12 protein-coding genes are annotated in these 17,975 nt (G+C 61.5%); 7 read left to right on the top strand and 5 right to left on the bottom strand.

Annotated features, from left to right (window positions below; genetic code table 11):
* Nucleotides 1-2: 2 nt before the first annotated feature.
* From ASD02_RS11705 to ASD02_RS11695, 3 genes are read left to right on the top strand one after another with little or no spacing between them, the layout of a single operon-like run.
* Nucleotides 3-1,253 (top strand): NAD(P)/FAD-dependent oxidoreductase, encoded by a 1,251-nt coding sequence (locus tag ASD02_RS11705; protein WP_057213602.1) that lies wholly within the window; start codon nucleotides 3-5, stop codon nucleotides 1,251-1,253.
* Between the two features lie 19 nt (nucleotides 1,254-1,272).
* Nucleotides 1,273-1,923 (top strand): NAD(P)-dependent oxidoreductase, encoded by a 651-nt coding sequence (locus ASD02_RS11700; protein WP_057213598.1) that lies wholly within the window; start codon nucleotides 1,273-1,275, stop codon nucleotides 1,921-1,923.
* Nucleotides 1,924-1,938: 15 nt separating this feature from the next.
* Nucleotides 1,939-3,246, top strand: a complete 1,308-nt coding sequence (locus tag ASD02_RS11695) for an NtaA/DmoA family FMN-dependent monooxygenase (protein WP_057213595.1) — start codon at nucleotides 1,939-1,941, stop codon at nucleotides 3,244-3,246.
* A gap of 306 nt (nucleotides 3,247-3,552) precedes the next feature.
* Here ASD02_RS11695 and ASD02_RS11690 read toward each other — a convergent pair whose 3' ends face one another.
* Nucleotides 3,553-3,963: a helix-turn-helix domain-containing protein gene (locus ASD02_RS11690; protein WP_057209619.1), complete on the bottom strand. Its 411-nt coding sequence runs from the start codon at nucleotides 3,961-3,963 to the stop codon at nucleotides 3,553-3,555.
* Between the two features lie 92 nt (nucleotides 3,964-4,055).
* Here ASD02_RS11690 and ASD02_RS11685 point away from each other — a divergent pair, with 92 nt between their 5' ends.
* From ASD02_RS11685 to ASD02_RS11665, 4 genes are all read left to right on the top strand, one after another.
* Nucleotides 4,056-4,949: an NmrA/HSCARG family protein gene (locus ASD02_RS11685; protein WP_057209617.1), complete on the top strand. Its 894-nt coding sequence runs from the start codon at nucleotides 4,056-4,058 to the stop codon at nucleotides 4,947-4,949.
* Nucleotides 4,950-5,424: 475 nt separating this feature from the next.
* Nucleotides 5,425-6,471 carry a PAS domain-containing sensor histidine kinase gene (locus ASD02_RS11680; protein ID WP_063963344.1) on the top strand — a complete coding sequence of 349 codons (1,047 nt, stop codon included), beginning with the start codon at nucleotides 5,425-5,427 and terminating at the stop codon, nucleotides 6,469-6,471.
* Nucleotides 6,472-6,831: 360 nt separating this feature from the next.
* On the top strand, nucleotides 6,832-8,139 hold the full coding sequence (locus ASD02_RS11670; RefSeq protein WP_057209613.1) for a hypothetical protein: 1,308 nt from the start codon (nucleotides 6,832-6,834) through the stop codon (nucleotides 8,137-8,139).
* A complete protein-coding gene (locus ASD02_RS11665) occupies nucleotides 8,126-8,902 on the top strand; it encodes an ATP-dependent Clp protease proteolytic subunit (RefSeq protein WP_057209611.1) in 777 nt (258 codons plus the stop codon). Before ASD02_RS11670 ends, ASD02_RS11665 begins: the two co-directional genes overlap by 14 nt.
* Nucleotides 8,903-8,938: 36 nt before the next feature.
* Here the strand turns inward: ASD02_RS11665 and ASD02_RS11660 are convergent, their stop codons facing one another.
* The 4 genes from ASD02_RS11660 to ASD02_RS11645 form a co-directional block, all read right to left on the bottom strand.
* On the bottom strand, nucleotides 8,939-9,391 hold the full coding sequence (locus ASD02_RS11660) for a DUF2721 domain-containing protein (protein ID WP_057209609.1): 453 nt from the start codon (nucleotides 9,389-9,391) through the stop codon (nucleotides 8,939-8,941).
* 321 nt (nucleotides 9,392-9,712) lie between these two features.
* Nucleotides 9,713-10,156 (bottom strand): hypothetical protein, encoded by a 444-nt coding sequence (locus ASD02_RS11655; RefSeq protein ID WP_146160953.1) that lies wholly within the window; start codon nucleotides 10,154-10,156, stop codon nucleotides 9,713-9,715.
* An 87-nt stretch (nucleotides 10,157-10,243) separates the two neighbouring features.
* A complete protein-coding gene (locus tag ASD02_RS11650; protein WP_082523715.1) occupies nucleotides 10,244-10,648 on the bottom strand; it encodes an invasion associated locus B family protein in 405 nt (134 codons plus the stop codon).
* 169 nt (nucleotides 10,649-10,817) lie between these two features.
* The gene (locus tag ASD02_RS11645; RefSeq protein WP_057213589.1) at nucleotides 10,818-17,687 is read right to left on the bottom strand and encodes an autotransporter outer membrane beta-barrel domain-containing protein; all 6,870 of its coding nucleotides are present in this window, start codon (nucleotides 17,685-17,687) and stop codon (nucleotides 10,818-10,820) included.
* Between the last annotated feature and the right edge of the window lie 288 nt (nucleotides 17,688-17,975).

The raw sequence follows: 17,975 nt of genomic DNA, 5'->3' as shown, positions 1-17,975 counted from the left end.
TCATGAGCATCTCTTTTGTTGACATCGCCATTATTGGCGGGGGCCCAGGCGGCCTTGCGCTGGCCCAGGGTCTGAAGAAGAACGGCATCGATGCCGCCGTGTTCGAACGCGATCCGGGCCGGGCCGACTACGTGCAAGGCTTTCGCATGCGTATCCGCCAGCGTGGCATCGACGCACTTCAGGCCAATCTGCCGACGCATCTCTTCCAGGTCTTTCTGGACACGCTCGGGTTTGCCCCGACCGAGAACCTGATCCTCGACGAGGGCTTCGAGCGTCTCGATAATGCCGGGCTCGAAAGTCGGGAGACCGAGGACACGCATATCGAAAAGTCTGTGAGCAGGATCACGCTGCGGCAGATCCTTCTTTCCGGGCTGAAGGGCAGGTTCCATACGGGCAAACGCTTCGAGCGCTATGAACCGCTCCCAGACGGCACGGTTATCGCGCATTTTGCTGACGGCTCGACTGTCCGCGCCAACCTTCTGGTCGGTGCCGACGGTGCGGGGTCGGCCGTTCGCCGCCAACTGCTGCCGGATCTGAAGAGCATCGATACCGGTGTTCGGCGCCTGGCGGGCAAGATCAGCCTTGAAGCGGCTGCGCACCATGACATCTCACCGCTTCTTACCGAGTTCAACACCAATATCCGCCCGAGCGACGGCCGTGGCCTGATGATCACCAGCCACCGGGTCGATCCAGCCGCCTATGCCCGGCACGATTTCATTGGCGCCGAAGACCCCGATCATCGCAACATCCCCGGTTTCCATTTCAACAACACCACCAGCTACACCTGGTGGAACACCGCTTACGATACGGACGAACTGGGACCGGATGAACTCCTTGAAACGCTCGATGGCGCCGGCCTGCGGCAAGCGCTACTTCAACGTATCGGCCATTGGGACGAGCGCATCCTGAAGCTCATCCGCCACAGCGATCCGTCGACGGTCGCCTTCCTCAAGGTCAAAAGCTCGACGCCCGGCGCGAAATGGCAGCCCGGTCCGGTCACGCTGCTCGGCGATGCGATCCACGCGATGACCTATTTCCGCGCTCTCGGCGGCAACACCGCGCTCTACGACACCGGTCTGCTGGTTCGCGAGCTCGTCGCCGCGCGACGCCATGACAAGCCGCTGATCGCAGCCGTCCACGACTATGAGAACGCCATGCGAGAACACGGCTACGAGGCCGTCCGCTCCTCGCTCTCAGCCATGCAACGCAATGTCGGGGCAAACCGGCCGCTAAAGTCGGTGCCTGCACTCTAATCCCAGGAAAGATCTGATCATGTCCATCGTCGTCTTCGGCGCCTCCGGAAACATCGGCAGCAATATCCGCAGGGAGGCGCTGTCGCGTGGCCGTCGTGTGACAGCCGTCACCCGGTCCACCGACATCGAACCCGAAGAGCGCCTCACCCTGCGCAAGGCCGATATCGCCGATGCGAGCGCGGTCGCAAGCATCGTCAAAGGACACGATGCCGTCATCAGTGCCTATAGCCCAGGTTTGCGCCGTCATTCCGCAGAAGTGGCCGCGGAACTGATCCGAGATGCCCACGCGGCGCTATTTGCCGGCGTGAAGCAAGCGGGCGTCCGCCGCATCATCATCGTCGGCGGCGTGGGCAGCCTGGAGGCGAGCCCCGGTGTCGACGTTGTCGACAGCGACTTTTATCCCGTCGAACACAAGGCCCATACGTTGCGCAACCGCGAGATCCTGCGCAGCTTGAAGCGCGGCGAACACGATCTCGACTGGACCTATGTCTCTCCGCCGCTTTCGATCAAGGCCGGCGAGAGAACCGGCACCTACAGGCTTGGCGAAGACCGGCTGTTGCGCGACGAAGCGGGCGAAAGTCGCATTTCGGAGGCCGACTTCGCCATCGCCATTCTCGATGAGCTGGACCAAGGACAGTTCATCCGCCGCCGCTTCACCGCAGCCTATTGAAGGACAGTGATTGGCATGTCCCGCAAGACGCGCAAGCTCAACCTCAATGTCGGCATCAACACGACAGGCTATTTGCCGGCCGCCTGGAAATACCGCACTGGCGACCGTCACGACATCTACGATCCGGACTATTACCGCCGCCTGACCGAGCTCGCGCACAGGGGGCTGTTCGACGCCGTGTTCTTCTCCGACCATCCGGCGATGATGACCGACCCGAACAGCCGGCCGTTCCACACGATCGACCCGCTGATCCTTTGTACGGCCCTGGCGGCACAGGTGCCCGACATCGGCTTCGTGGCGACGATGTCGTCCACCTACAACTCACCCTACAATCTGGCTCGCCGCACCCAGTCGACGGATATCACTTCCGGCGGCCGGCTGATCATCAACATCGTCTCGTCCTTTAACCCGAATGTCGCCGCCAATTTCGGCTCGGCACCCCTGCCACCGCGCAACGAGCGCTACGCCAAGGCTTCCGAGTTTCTCGATGTCGCCAAGAAACTCTGGGCAAGCTGGGATCCTGCCCGCGAGGGCAGCGTCCCCGACGATCGGTTCTGGGACGCGGCAAGCGCCCAGGCGATCGACCACGAAGGCGACCACTTCAGCGTCAGGGGACCGCTCAATGTGCCGCGCGGCCCTCAGGGTCACCCGGTAATCGCGCAGGCAGGGGCATCGGAGGGCGGGATTGATCTCGCCGCGCGCCATGGCGAAATTATCTACTGCAATATCCTCTCCCGCGCCGCCGGCCGGGCATTCGGCGCGAAAGTCAGAGGTCGCGCTGCCGCCCTTGGCCGTGATCCGGCCGGCATCCGCATCGTGCCCGGGCTCGTGGTCATCCTCGGTGAGACAAGAAAGGAGGCGTTGCGCAAGCACGAACTGTTCAGCGGCGCCGGCTCTGAAGACGCGCTGATCGCGAGGTTTGCCAAGGAGAACGGTATCAATCCTGGCGGCTTTGACCCGGATGCCGTTCTCGATGCCGAACGCTTCGTCCCCGATCCCAACCGGCTTCAGGCGGTGGGCATGGGCCTCGGGCTCTCGGACCTGCTGAAACACGAGAAGCTTACGGCAAGACAAGTCGTGCGCCGCTCGGAGGGCCATCACCGTCTGCTGCTCGGCACGCCGGAGGAGGTCTCCGAAGCCATCATTGATCTTTGGGCTGACGGAACCGTGGATGGCTATACATTGCAGCCACCACGCGCCCCTGACGATATCGAGGAGTTCATCGACAAGGTCGTGCCCATCCTGCAGGATCGCGGCGTCTACCGCACTCGGTATGAAGAGCGAACGGTCCGCGAGCGTTATGGCCTCCCCTACCCCGAATAAAAGCGCTCGACAGAACACGAACGATGAACGAGTACCGAGTTTCACATGCGTTCTCGACCGAGCGCAGACTCTTGCAAAGATCGACCGCGGCTGATGCCAGCGGGAGAGTTATAACGTTATAACTTCGACCAGCTATAATGTTTTCGCAACGCAGCCGATACGCATGCCGGCTGATTTCCGACCAAGCACAGAGTTTAATGAGATAGCCGGCACCGACAGTGAGGCAAAATTGCCCAAAAGCGGATCTTGCGGGAGGCACTACCGGTGGTCCCGCAGTCGTCGAGTAGAAAACGACGCTTGGGTTAACTACGTGGCATCGTCGTAAGCGCGACGGTATTCCTGGATGGTGTGCAGATTATCACGGACCCAAAAGTTGAACCCTTCAAGGGCGCGCAAAGCCCCGCCGCCCATCTCGGTCAGCTCATATTCGACACGCGGCGGCACTTCGGGAAAATAATGGCGCACAACGAGGCCGTTACGCTCCAGATTGCGCAGTGTAAGCGTCAACATCCGCTGGGTGACGCCATCAACCTCTTTCTTAAGGGCTGAGAAGCGGAGCCGATGCTCCTTCGCGAGCGAAAGGCGCCAAAGGACTTGAACAGTCCATTTGTCGCCCAGCAGCGTGCACACCCCGTTTGCCGGGATAGGTCTGAACAGCCGATTACCCTCTGATCCTTGCAGCGCATCGGCATGGAGTTGTTTGTTCAAGGGTATCATCCTTGTGCCTGACGCTGAAAAATGTGCCGTCTTCCAGCGGTTTTCCATTCGTATATATCGATGACCCTTGTTGTTCAACACGAGGGTTTTCAATGACCAATGGCAAACAGCCAATTTTTGTTTTCGGCGCCACCGGACGGCAGGGAGGATCTGTTGCCAAAGCCTTATTGAAGGCGGAATGGCCTGTTCGCGCGCTCGTTTTGAATTCCACTGATGCCGCGTCTTTAGAGCTGGGGATTGCAGGCGTCGATATTGTGCAGGGCGCCTTCGAAGACACGGACGTGATCCGCGCAGCTATGAAAGACACCTATGGTGTTTTCAGCGTACTGCCGGCCAACTTAGCGGCAGAAGACGAAGTCCGCTACGGTATCTCAATTGCTGATCTGGCAGCCGAAATCGGTGTCGACCATCTCGTTTATTCTTCAGGCGCTAGCGTTGGGGATGAACTGACAGGTGTCGCGCGTTTCGATGCCAAGCCTCGCATCGAAGCGCACGTTCGAGAACTCCGCATCACCACGACCATCATCCGGCCGATGATCTTCATGGAGATGCTCGTACGACCTGGTTTCGGTTTGGATGAAGGACGGTTGGTATCCCTGATCAGACCGGATCATTCAATCCAGCTTACCGCGGTGGAGGACATCGGCAAATTCGTTGCTGCGGTGTTTGCCGACAAGACCCGCTTCGGCGGCATGACTTTGAAGATCGCAAGCGACCGCGTGACCGGGCACGAGCTTGAAGCCGCCCTTACCGAAGGCGCCGGTCGTCCAATCGCCTACGCACGCTTTTCCGATGACGTTCTCGCGGCGAATGCGGACCTCGCGCACATGGCGAAGAGCTTGGAGGATGGCCCGCTTGCAGAACGTGTCGATCTGAACGCCATGCGTGAGATCAACCCGGAGCTACTCTCTTTCCGGTCTTGGCTTGCCGGGAACGGACGCAGGGCACTCGATGAAGCCTTGAGGACAACCAACACGCTGGCGTGACTCCGGCTTTATTCACACGGGGTCTAATAGCGCGCGAGCAGGAAACCACCAACACTCGCTGTTCCTGATCGCTCTGACACGCCGAGCTGCCGCGTGGCCGAAAGCCGGCATATAAGCCGCCGAACGCGTCGGCGTGTCGCAGTCGCGGCGGATGCTAGCAGTTGCGGCCTTGACGAGGCCGCGCGTCCCAATCGTCTGCGGCTACGGCGCAAGCCGAGTTCGATGCACGTCGCCCGGTCGAGATGCCGGTGGCGATCGACGACACGCCCCCGACGCTTCGGCGGAAGCTGCCATGATAAACGGGCAAGAAATCCCTGGCATCAAACCTAGGGCGCGCTTATCTATGGCTTGCGACCCAAGGAATGGTTGTTTGGGAGCAATTTCGATGCTGGCGTTGACGACCGCTATCGTCGTCATGAAAAGGTGGCGCAACTAGCCAAGCGAAAATTCCTTGCCGGGACTGAGGGGAATCCGAATGGATGCATGGGGCGATACCAGAATGGGCAGAGCGATCAGACAACACGATTGGTCGCTAACCCCACTCGGCCCCATCCGCGAATGGCCAGTTTCCCTCAGAACAATCGTCGAAATGATCCTCGGCTCTGAGTTCCCCCAGGCGATCGTCTGGGGTCCTGACTTCACCACGATTCACAACGACGCATTCCTACCGATCCTCGGTGCGAAACCGCCCGCTCTCGGCAGGTCGTTCGCGGACGTGTGGTCGGAAGCTTGGGACCGTATAGGGCCGATTGCAGAAAAGGCTTATGCCGGGGAAGCGACGTACATCGAGAATTACCCGCTGACGATCAATCGTGATGGCTTCGACGAATTAGCTTTTTTCACGTTCTGCTACGCGCCGCTTCGCGATGATGATGGGAAAATCGCTGGTCTGATCGACACGGTTACAGAGACAACGGCTACTGTGCGCGCAAGAGAGACTGAACTCGTCCTGCGCCGGGAGTTGCTGCACCGCGTTAAGAATACGATGGCCATCGTGAACGCGGTGGTCAGTGCATCTTTGAGAAATGCCAACAGCCTTGATCACGCGCGAGAAACCATCACCAGCCGGATCAGCACTCTGGTCAAGGCGCAGGACCTCTTATCAGAAGAGGACGGCGCGCAGATCGCCGAGGTGATTTCACAAGCCATCGCTCCGCACATCGACCGTCCGGATCGAATAACCATGTCTGGTCCAGACCTTCAGCTGTCAGCACAGCAAGCCACAGGCATTTCACTGGCAATCTACGAGCTAGCGACGAATGCGGTGAAGTACGGTTCGCTTTCTACCGATGAAGGTCACGTCGAAGTCGTCTGGTCGACCGACGGGGATAAAGGGTTCTTTTTTACCTGGCGCGAGGCTGGCGGACCTAGAGTATGCGCGCCGCAGAGAACCGGGTTTGGCTCGATACTCGCGAACAAGATCGTTGCCACGTATTTTTTTGGGGAAGCGAAGTCCTCGTATAATCCCGAAGGTCTCCATTTTCAGTTGACTGGATCATTGTTGGGCGCTGAGAACGCGTAAACAATATCCTCGTGGATCGCCAGCGCTGGGTCGCCGACCCGTCGTTGCCAGTCGAAACCCTTCCAAGCGCAAAGCTCGTTATCTCGGGTCAGCACTACAGCGCCACATCATCGATCCTGTTCGAGGACCGAAACACCGTTAAACTGCATGCGCGGGCAAAAGTCTTCAACAATTGAAGCTGGCGCGCCTCCGTGTAGACGCCATCAGCGTCCACAAGGTTCCGGATCCAAAATGGCGCTTCGACATTCTTCTCATTCTTTTGAGAGGGAACGGAACGGGCGCTGCGGACGGTGGGCCTTGATTCCGCCTCGTTCATCATCCCTTGTTAAGGAATAGTTTCCTTTCTCGGAGATCCTGCTCATGGCTACCGGCGCATCCCAGCGACTGCATGAGGGGGTCGCTGCCGTTGAAACGATGACGCGTTTCGCGGTTGCGGTGCTTGCGCTTGCGTCCGGCGTTTACACATATCTCGGTGTGCGCAGCATCCTCGATGGATCGGCAACGGCGGTCTTCTTTGCGGCTATCATTTATTCAGCGTCGGTTTCGGTCGGAATCTACGCGTTCTGGTCTTACATGGCCCGCTTCTATCCGCACGTGACCACGCATACGGGTAGAGCCGCGATGCTTGGCGTCATGGCCATGGGTGCTGCCATGATTATGGCCATGTCGAGCTGGCTCAACGCAGCGGCGCTCGCCGGCTCGGCGGCATTGGAACAGCACCTTGCCGAAACGGTGGAGGGCTACACTGCGGACCTCGATCAGGCGCATCAGAACGCTCTAGCCGCTCAAAGCCTGCTGCCCGATATCCAGCGTGCGTCCGAGCGGTTTTCGCAGCTTGCCGCATCGGAGCGTCAGTCGGGAGCGCTCACAGGCACGACCGGATCCGGAAGCGTCGTGCAGCTTTTGTCGCAAATGTCCGCACAGATGAAGGAACTCGAGAACGGCATCAATGCCTCCCGTGAGCAGGTGACAGCGTTGTTCGATGACGGGCAGAAGCGGCTCGAAACCATGCGCACGCTTGTTTCCGCGCCCGGCGCAATCGAACCGCGCGCTGACCAGTTCTCCTCTGAAGTGGTCGCGCTCACGGGCGTCATAGCGTCTCTCGGGCAAACGTCGATTGCTCCTTCCATCCGCCGCGCCGCCGATGATCTGTCCCTGGGCTTCATCGCACCGATCGCCGATGGCGGAGACGCCGATCTTGTCAACCGCCAAGACCGGGTGATGGAAACAGTGCGCGCCTCTGTAGCTGCGCAGTCGAAAGTACTGTCGGAATCGGCCGATGAAATCCTTTCCCGGGCAAACGTCCAGGAACGCCGGTTTGTCCCGTTATCTTCTGCGGAGGCAGTCTTGCGTTACGCGTCCGATTTCATACCGGCTTGGGCCGGTGCCATTTCTATCGACCTTCTTCCCGGGGTACTGGTCTTCATCCTGGCAGTCGTACATGGCGCGATCCGCAAACAGGAGGAGGCGATGCCGTTCGCTGAACGCATAACGGCCGCCGAACTTCTGATGGCGCTGGAAGTCCAGCGCGCGATAAGCCCAAACGGCGTTGATCTTGAAAAAGTGGTGGAGTTCGCGGACGCTGATTGCAAGGTTGAGGACACCGCCAACATCACCAACCTCGACCCGCGGGGGCGCGCAAAGGACCGGTCTCATGAGGATCGATGAAGGGCTCAAAATACTGGCGCGGGTCGATGACGGCGTCTGGATGCGCGGGACGTTCTTCAGTCTGTTAGCGGCAACAGCGATATTCCTCGTGATCGATATGCGTTCTCTATGGGAACGGAATGCCGAGGAACCAATCATTGATCCGGCTCGTTGGCCAATCCTTCTCCCGGCTCCAGGCGGGACCGGACGCGATGGTCCGCCGGTTGAACTGCTAAGCTCACATGAAGTGTTGCGCCAGCCCATGAAGCTGGAACTCCAGCGTGATGGAGTTCTACTCGCTGAAGGCACATTCGACATTGGCGCGGGCGAGCGGTTCGTCCGCGAAATTGAACAGCGCGGCGAATACGTGAAAACGGTGTCTCTCAATTCCCCAGGGGGATCGGTTGACGATGCATTGGCAATTTCCAAGCTGATCCGTGAGAAGGGACTTGATACCCGTGTGGCGTCAGGGGCTCTTTGCGCGTCCTCCTGCCCGATTGTCTTTGCCGGCGGCGTGCGACGATTGGCCGAACCGGAAGCGGTCGTCGGCGTGCATCAGTTGTCCAATGCCAGCACTGATCGGACAACGGCAGATCAGGCGATGTCGTCCACCCAATTAACCACAGCGCGGATCACACGGCATCTCGAAGAAATGGGGATCGACGCCGGACTATGGATCAAAGCTCTCGAAACTCCGCCCGACAAACTTCAGTATGTTTCGGCACAGGAGATGATCGATTTCAAGCTGACAACGGGCCTCTCGGGCGCGATGAAGAAAAAGTAACCGAACTGGGTCAGCCCGGCCGAAGGAGATCCGTGGTCAGTCTTGCTCCATTGGAACTTGGTCCATTCGTATTTGCCGCAACAAGTTCCGTCCGGCGGTGAGCAATTCAAACAAGAATGCGACAAGCGATCCGGTGAGCGAGACGATGGCACCACCAAACAACCAAAAGAGATTTTCTTGGCGCAGTCCGAGGGCAAGAGCGCCAGCAAGTAGATTAAGGATTGCGCAGCCCGTGCAAATGCCGGCCATCACCCCAAGCACGACCGCGACCTCCAGAGCAAGTGCCCTTCGCCGCAAATACGCGAGCTGCATGCGAAACAACTTGCTTTGCTTACCCCTATCCGCGACTTCGTTCAGCCGGTCCGAAACTCTCCCGAGGCGGGTGGTGTAGATACTGACAAAGCCTGCGGTACCAGCCAACAAAAACACCGGCGCAAGGGATGTTTGTATGACAGAGGCATGGTCTGTAACGATAGGTGGTGGGTGCATGCGTACCTCTCAGAAACAAATTGAACTGCGATGCATCAAGCTTTGGACAGCGGTAGATGTAGTCACGGCGGAACGCCCATCATAAAGCTGATAGTAGACCCGCCGGGACCTTGAGCTTGAAGTTCACAATCCAGCTGCCTGGCGCAGCATTCGCCTTGATGCGGCGAAAGCCATATCGGCTATATTTGAGGGCGAGCGGTTTGATGCTGGCGGTCAATGCCGCCTCACAAGAACAGTGCATGTCTGACAATGCTTCGTGATTTCCGCCTCGCGTCTTTTCGCCGCGGTTTGAATGTCCTTCTGCGGCTTATAAGCCATACTTCAAGAAGGACCACTTTTCAGGGGGCAGACCAATCTCCTCACGGTCCAGCGGCTGGGCCGGCCCTCGGCGCTGATGAAGTACAGCACGCCATATGCGACGATGGTGAAATCGACAAGGAAGGCAGCAAAATAACCTGCTATCCAAGGCTCCCCGAGATTGGTTAAATACAGATAGACCATAAATGCCTTCTCGAAGGTGCTGAACACCATGGTCTCAAATCGTAACCACGGACGGAACCCCGCGACCACCATCAGTGCGCCAATTCCGAAGATCATGATGCCCCAGTGTCGCAGAGCCGGTACGCTGGAAGGGGTGAAATCGACAAGTCCACCGAGCATCGGTGTGATGAGTTTGATGTCGAGCGCGAACGGCAGTGTCCCACAGGTCGCCAAACCGAAAACAATGAGAAACCATTTGATGGTTTTGGTAATGAATTTGTTCAACGTGCACATCATTATCCGCCGGACGATTGGAAGCAAGCTGTAACAAGATGGAGCAAGACGGTTCGCGCCGACGACGCACCCCAGGTGTCATTTCATCATCAGGGCTGTCACCCGATCGAAGGCAGCGGAAAAGCCTTTCAGGGAAGCCGACAACGAGATAGGTTCGTTGGTCTTGGCAGCCTTGGCCATCATCTTGAGCACCGCTCCAGTCCGCAGCTCGGCAACGGCTGCGCCGTCGAAGCTAAGCGGCACAACGCATCCGGCGGGGACGCAGGTGCTAAAACGCACAGGTGCCTCCGAAGACTTCTCATCGACCTGAAGCGATACGCCGGCATCAAGTGCGAGCCCGAAGGGCAGAACAAGTGTACCCGTCGCAGTCTTCCCATCGCCACCGGCTGCCATCTCGATGGCCAAAAGCCGCTGTCCGTTCTGCTGTGTCTGTTGCTGCATGAGAAGACAATGCCTGTTCTTCCTCTGGACGCAGCTAACCATCCAGTCCGCGTAGGTTTCCTGCAGAGAGGACGCACCGCCCGGGAGCGTGGCGTGCTCTTGTGCGAACGTTTGACCAATGGCCAGGACCAGCAGGCAGACGGTAGCGAAGATTGTCCGGTTCGACCGGAACCTCGGTGATAAGCACTGTCTCAAGGCCCCCTGTCTCCTCTCAGAACTTATAACTGAGGCGCAACGCGCCGCCGTGGCTCGTGTAGGTGTCGGAAAACGAGCCTTGGTAGTTCAAGCGCAAACTGAAGCCGTTGTCGCTCGCCAGATCAACGCCAGCGGTCAGCCGCCCCACCACGGCGGCCAGCGGCACCTCACTGCCGAACGTGCCTATCCCGGCGGGCGCGTTGGCCAGCCGTGCAGACGTATCCCAGCTATCGGCGCTGCTGAAGCTCACTCCGGCGGCCGCGAATGCCCGCATGACCGTTGTCTCGTTAACGTCAACACGCGTACCGAGTTCAATGGCCGGAGTGGCGTGGAGGCTCCATTGGCCGACATCATCGACCAGGAGGTCGAGGGCGCCGGCTCCCGACTCGCGATAGCCATTGGCATGCGAATAAATCAGGTCAAAGTCCACCAGAGGCCGCACATAGTAAGGATCCTGCGCGAAGGTATAGGCTGCGCGCACGCGGGTGCTGACATTGTAAACCTCTGGGTCGCCTTCGGCCTGGCTGGCGAAATCAGGAATCCGGATCGTGCGCGTATTGTCGTACCAACCGTAGCTGCCGGCAACGGCACCCGACAGTAACCAGGGGCCGCTCTGGTGCTTCAGGGAAACGCCGCCGTAGAGGATGTCGCCGTTGGCGTTGACCCGGCCGTCGTCGCCGCTGATGGAACTGCGGTCATAGCCGCCAGCCAAGCCGACGAACCAGTTCGGCGACACCTCGACCTGGGCGCCGGCTTGCAGGGCATAGGTCGTGGTGTCGAAGCCCGACACGCTGGCACTGGTCTTCTGGTCGAGCGTCTGTGCGCCGGCCTGAGCCCAACCACACTCCGTCTCCGTCAGGAACGAGGTGCCCGCGGCAAACATGGGGCAGCTCAGCAACAGGTCGAGGTGCTGCTGCGTCATGGCGATGCTCCCGGACGCAGCCGCACCGGAGACACCGGGCGACATGTCCGACAGAGCTGCTCCATAGCTGCCCGCATCGCCGTCGGCGAGAGAGCCGAGCGTGCCGAACAGCGTGCCATAGGAGCCACCGCCGGCATCCCAGATTTCCTGCAGGTGACCTGCGACGCTGTCCTGGCCGTCGTTTAGCGCGACGCCGGGCTCGGCGAAGTGGGCCGACTCCGCCGAAACCGACAGCTCGTTTCCTGCCTGGGTGATGGCATAGTCGAAGATTGCCGACTGGGCACTCAGCGAATGGTCGAGGGTGCCTCCGACGGTGAGGAACGGCAGACTGATGTCGGGCAGGACGCTGATGGCGTTCACCGCGAACTTGCCGTCCAGCGTAGCGTCACCGTCGATGGTCAACCGATCCATGCGCGAGCCAGCGAAGTCGGCGGTGAGCTCCAGTATGCCACCCGCGTCCTGCGTGAGGTCGCCAGTGATTCTGGTGGCGTCGATGCCGCCGGAATGACCGATCATCAGCCTGCCATGATTCATCACGTCAGCCTCATAAATCTCCGCATCCGTCAGCAGGCCACCGGCCTCATTGATCACGGAGACGGCCATGCCGCTGCCGAAACGGGCCATCGGCACGTTGTCGTCGTCGTTGGAGACGACTTTGCTGTCGACGAGATCCCCTCTCACGCTGCCGCTGATCGTGCCGGAGTTAAGCACGGTCAGGGTGCTGCCGGCGGGCGAGCTTCTGCCGACGGTATAGTTAACGGCAAGGCCTGAAGCAGCAGAGACGCTGCCTCCGGAATTGACGGTCACCATGTTGTATTTCCCGGCCGAAACCCAGACGCCGGCGCCGTTGTCGGAGCCGCCGGTGACGGAACCATTGACGGTCACATTGATCTTGCCGTTGTTGTCCGTCCCTGCATCGCTCTGCGCGAATATGCCGATCGAGTCTTTGCCGGTCGCCTGGATAGCCCTGCCAGCATCGAGGGTGACCGTCACATCGCCGCTTTTGCCGGCCGACGAGAGATTGCCGTTGGAGCCGATGAAAGCACTAGTCGCGTTGCCACCGAAACCGCCGCCGCCGCCGATCGACTGGGCCAGGATGCCGTAGGCGTAGTCGCCCGACGTGGTAATGTTGCCGTCAACAGACACGGAGACATCGTCGCCGTCACCGGTGCTGCCGGGACTGTTGCCCTTGGAGGAGAGCGGAGCACCCGAGGCGGTGCCTCCAATACCACCACCGCCGCCGATCGACTGGGCCACGAGGCCATGGGCGGCCAGACCTCGCGTATGAATCGTGCTGCCGTTGGTCAGATCGACCGTGACGGCGCCGCCGTTTATTGTTCCACCGCCCGAGCCACCGACCACGAGCGAGCCGATGCTGTCGGCCTCGCCGGCGCCGCCGATGCCGCCACCGCCGCCGATCGACTGCGCGACAATGCCATGGGCCCGATCGCCATAGGTGTCTACGCCGCCGCCATAGTTCAGGTCGATTTCGCCGCCGCTGCCACCGACGCCACCGCTGCCGCCCACAACAAGATCGATCGCATGGCTGTTATCCTCTTCGGCCGCCTTGGTGCTTCCGGCGCCGCCGACACCACCGCCGCCGCCAATCGATTGGGCCAGGAGGCCTATCGAATCGTCGCCGTTGGTCTGGAGGGCGAGCCAGCTTCCCGCACCGACCGTAATTTTGCCCCCGCTGCCGCCGGCGCCGCCGCTGCCGCCGAAACCGCCGCCAACGGTGATCTTGCCTGCCGCCTTGTCGGACCCATCGCCGCCCTGGCCGCCGCCGCCGCCGATCGACTGCAGCAGCACACCGTAGGCGCTATATCCAGCGGTACTGATGCCGGCGGTGCCGTGGTCGCTGTCGAAGGTGATGTCGACCGAGCCGCCATTACCGCCCGCACCGCCGCTCCCGCCAACACCCACGGTGATGTTGGCCGTCGCCTGGCTGCCGGATGCGGTGGATGTGCCACCGGCACCGCCACCGCCGCCGATCGATTGGGCGACGATGCCGTCTGCCCAGTCGCCCATGGTGGCAATGTGGCCGCCATGCGTCAGCGTGACTGTGTTGCCATTGGCGGCCGTGCCGCCACTTCCACCGTCGTCAATGGTAGCGCCCACACTGACGTTGAAGCAGTAGCCATATCCATTGCCGTCTTCGCTGGCGCATTCGCTGTCACCCGCGTCGTCGAGCGGCTCGGAATCGTCAGAAGTAGCCTGCCCCACCGAGCCTCCTAGCCCGCCGCCACCGCCGATCGACTGCGCGAGCACCCCGTCCGCATCTGCGCCAGAGGTATTGATTTTACCCCTGGTGGCGACGGTGGCCGTGCCCGCCGTCCCGCCACTGCCGCCAGTCCGGCCAACGGAAACGCCGACAGATGCGGAGAAAGCACCGCTACCCCCTTCGGAATCTTCGGCTTCCTCGCCGCCGGGCAGGTCGGCGCTGGCCGACAGCCCGACGCTAACACCTTGCGAAGTACCGCCGCCGCCACCGATCGACTGGATGAGCACACCGCGAGCACCGGACCCGCTGGTCTGCAAGCTGGTGCCGCTCTCGAGGTCCACGGTCGTGTTTCCGCCGCTGGCGCCGCCGCTGCCGGAGCCGCCGACCCCTACATTTGCCGCCAGGTTGAAGCCGCTACCGATCTGCTTGCTGTTGACGCTGCCGACGCCCCCATTGCCGCCGCCGCCGCCGATCGACTGCACCACGATCGCATTGGCATAATCGCCGGCTGTCGTCACGGAGGCGCTGTCGTTGAGATCGACCTTGACGATACCGCCATTGCCGCCGCTGCCGCCGGAGCCGCCGACCGAGACACCGATGTCGGCGCTGACGGTGTCCACCGTGCCGACGGTCGCGGCCATCGACGACGCACTGCCGCCATTGCCGCCGCCGCCGCCGATCGATTGCGCCACAAGGCCATGCGACGAAGCACCTTTCGTGGAGACCGCGGAGCTGCCGTCCAGCGTCAGCGACACTTCCTCAGCAGTCCCGCCCGATCCGCCGCTGCCGCCGACGGCCGTGGAGACGCTCATCGCCAGGGAGACGTCTTCGCCGGTCGGCACCGCCACGGTGAGCGCGTCGGCAACCGAGGAGCCGCCGCTGCCGCCACCGCCGCCAATCGACTGAGCGAGCACGCCGATCGCGTCGGTCACACCGCCGCCGCCCTGCCCGGTCTTGATAATGCTGTCGGTCAGGTCAATAGAGACCTCGCCGCCGGCGCCGCCGGAACCACCGGTGCCGCCGACAGCCACCGACGCCGTGAAGCCGATACCTGCGGAATAGGAACTGGCGGAACCGCCCGTACCGCCGCCGCCGCCGATCGACTGCGCCACGATGCCCGCCGCGTGCGAGCCCTGGGTCGTCAGGTTCAGTCCCTGGAAGCCGACGGTCACGGTGTTTGCGTAGCCGCCGCCACCGCCGCCGCCGCCGATCTGGAAGCTGCCGAGCCCGGCATCGCCGCCCGTGGCGTTGCCTCCATTACCGCCGCCGCCGCCGATCGACTGCGCGAGTATGCCGAGCGCACCGGAGCCTTCTGTCGCGATGGCAACTGCCTGCGTTCCAGAGCCTGTAGAACAATCGCCGCCGGAATTTTCATTGGTGACGCAGACCCATCCGCCGCTACCACCCCCCGAGGCGGTGCCGCCGACACCTAGTGCCGGAACACCGACTGACAGGTCGATCACATTGCCGCCATTGCCGCCGCCGCCGCCGACCGATTGCGCCATGATCGCATGCGACATCTCACCCTGCGTGGTGACCGAACCGCCAGTCAGCAATACGTTTGCATGGCTGCCGGAGCCGCCAGCCCCGCCCGAACCTCCGACGGTCGCGATGCCCTTCGCACCGCCGCCCGAACCACCGCCGCCGCCGATCGACTGTGCCATGATGCCGATCGCTGCGTCGCCGGCCGTACTGATGGCGCCCGAGCTCTGGACCTCGGCAGTGCTGGCATAGTTGCCGCTACCGCCGGAACCGCCGATCGACAGGATGCCGCCCGCCATACCGGCGGCGCCGCCACCGCCGCTGATCGACTGCGCAATGATGCCGTGCGCCGAATAGCCGGAGGTGGTGATCGCGCCGGAATTCTGGACACTGGCCGTTTCGGCCTGCCCGCCGTCGCCCCCATTGCCACCCAGCTCGAGCGTCAGCCCGTCGGCGATGCCGCCAGTGCCGCCGCTGCCGCCGATCGACTGCACCAGGATGCCATAGGAATGCCCGCCCGAGGTGGCGATCGCCGCGTTGTTGTTGACGATAGCCGTGTTTCCACTGCCACCATTGCCGCCATTGCCCGCGCCACCCCCGAGCACGTCGGTGAAGTTGCCGCCGGTGCCGCCACCGCCGCCGATGGAATGCAGAGTAATGGCGGCCGAGTAATCTCCAGTCGTCGTGATCTTCGAAGCCCCGCTCGAAAAGACGCCTACGCTGCCGGCATTGCCGCCATAGCCGCCCCCGCCGCTCGTGCCGACAACGGCGGTGTCGTCGCCGCCATTGCCACCTTGGCCGCCAATGCTCTGGCCCAGCAAGCCATAGGCGTAGCTGCCCTGCGTCTCAACGCTACCGCCGGACAGGTTCAACTGGATTTGCCCACCGCTTCCGCCGCGGCCGCCGGAGCTGTCCTTCTCGCCGGCCTGGCCGTCGCCACCGCGGCCACCCTGGCTCAATGCGATCACGCCACCAAGATAGTCGCCTTGGGTCGAAATGGTGCCTGAATGGACCGTCACGGTCGTCGCCGCTATTCCACTTTCTGGCCTGCCGCCCTCGCCACCGGCGCCCGCGACGTTTGAGCTCCAGCCGTCGCCGCCTTCGCCACCCTGGGTAACGGCAACGACGCCACCTGACAGGTCATTCACCTTGCCGGTCGCGACGATTTTCATGTCGGCATACGTGTCGACATTTATGACCGAGCCGCCGCCCCCGGTGCCGCCTTCATCGGAGCTGTCTTGCGAAGCTGTGCCGTTGCTGCCCTGGCTCAGCGCATAGATGCCGCGCACGCTGTCGGCGTCGTTCGCGTAGATGCCGATCGCGCCGGCGGATGTATTGCCGGAGGAACCGATTTCGATATCGATGAAGCCGCCCGCGCCGCCCGCACCGTTATCGTGGCCGCCTGCCTGGCCGGTGGACTCGGCGGCAAGGCCCCAGACATAGTCCAGTCCGCTCAGCGGGTTTGTCCCACTGCCGAGATTCACCTGTCCGGTGTTAGAGATTTTGATGGTACCGCCGCTGCCGCCGTTGCCACCCACTTGGTCGCCCGCCGCACCGCTATTCTGTTCGCCGCCGCTGCCGCCCTTGCTCACGGCAAAGATGCCGGTCATACCTCTGGCCGTATTCGAGTTGAGCGATTCTACGGTCAGCGCCCCGTAGTTGGTGATCGTTATCGCGCCTCCCGCCCCCCCGGCCCCGCCGCTGGATTTGTAGTTGTCGTTATCCCCATCCCCGTCGCCGCCGAAGCTCGTTGCCGAAATCAAGCTGCCGATCGAGCCTGGATCTGTCGAGCTCGTGAGGGTTATGGGGCCGTAACTGGTGATCGTCACGGCCCCCCCGGCACCGGCGCTTCCCTCGTCGACGCCGGCGCCACCCATTGTATAGGTCATGATGACGCCGCCGACGGATTCCCACGGCACTGTGTAAGGGAGGCTTGCGCCGGCCGTGTACGAGGCTTGGGTGTTGATCGTTATATTCGCTCCTGGGTCACCGTCCTTCTCATCGTTGTGATCGACACCACTGTCGCCCCAGCAGGCGGACCACGTATATCCATAGTCGACCTGGCCGATTGACTGGGTCGCGGAGCCGGTGCAGCCCGCGTACGCATTGTCGGCCACGGCCGCGCCGCCGAGACCCAAGGCCAACATTATTACTAAACGCGATGCGTTTCGGTCGGACAGGACTGCAGCCTGGTCGCTGCGCCTGGATGAAGGGTGCGACGATCCTTGCCGGGTCTTACCGGTGCGTGCGACATGCTTCATGCGATGAGCCCCCAAAAGTGAAGCGAACAAGACCTGCCGACCTTGAGACAAGCTTCGTCGCATGCGCAATCTGCGCGAAATCCTCGACGCGACTTCCTTCAACCAAAACGGCAAGGCCACAACCATGCGAACGATAAAGCGACAAATGCCGGAGATTCAACCGAACAAAACGATTCAATTCTGACCAAATCCTACAGCCGACGCTTCATGCAGAGCTCTTGGGATTTGCGATCGATGACAGACAAAAACATCAATCGATCAATTCAGCTGAACTCTTGTAAATTCTTG

It is taken from the genome of Ensifer sp. Root1252 (genome assembly GCF_001425885.1).
GTDB lineage: Bacteria > Pseudomonadota > Alphaproteobacteria > Rhizobiales > Rhizobiaceae > Ensifer > Ensifer canadensis.
The sequence above is the reverse complement of the archived record's forward strand: the minus strand, read 5'-3'. Positions and strand labels throughout refer to the sequence as shown.

Coding starts and splice junctions, on each gene's coding strand:
- ASD02_RS11645 (WP_057213589.1), bottom strand. CDS start 17,687: ATGAAGCATGTCGCACGCACCGGTAAGACCCGGCAAGGATCGTCGCAC.
- ASD02_RS11660 (WP_057209609.1), bottom strand. CDS start 9,391: ATGCACCCACCACCTATCGTTACAGACCATGCCTCTGTCATACAAACA.
- ASD02_RS11650 (WP_082523715.1), bottom strand. CDS start 10,648: ATGGTTAGCTGCGTCCAGAGGAAGAACAGGCATTGTCTTCTCATGCAG.
- ASD02_RS11670 (WP_057209613.1), top strand. CDS start 6,832: ATGGCTACCGGCGCATCCCAGCGACTGCATGAGGGGGTCGCTGCCGTT.
- ASD02_RS11690 (WP_057209619.1), bottom strand. CDS start 3,963: ATGATACCCTTGAACAAACAACTCCATGCCGATGCGCTGCAAGGATCA.
- ASD02_RS11665 (WP_057209611.1), top strand. CDS start 8,126: ATGAGGATCGATGAAGGGCTCAAAATACTGGCGCGGGTCGATGACGGC.
- ASD02_RS11680 (WP_063963344.1), top strand. CDS start 5,425: ATGGATGCATGGGGCGATACCAGAATGGGCAGAGCGATCAGACAACAC.
- ASD02_RS11695 (WP_057213595.1), top strand. CDS start 1,939: ATGTCCCGCAAGACGCGCAAGCTCAACCTCAATGTCGGCATCAACACG.
- ASD02_RS11685 (WP_057209617.1), top strand. CDS start 4,056: ATGACCAATGGCAAACAGCCAATTTTTGTTTTCGGCGCCACCGGACGG.
- ASD02_RS11700 (WP_057213598.1), top strand. CDS start 1,273: ATGTCCATCGTCGTCTTCGGCGCCTCCGGAAACATCGGCAGCAATATC.
- ASD02_RS11705 (WP_057213602.1), top strand. CDS start 3: ATGAGCATCTCTTTTGTTGACATCGCCATTATTGGCGGGGGCCCAGGC.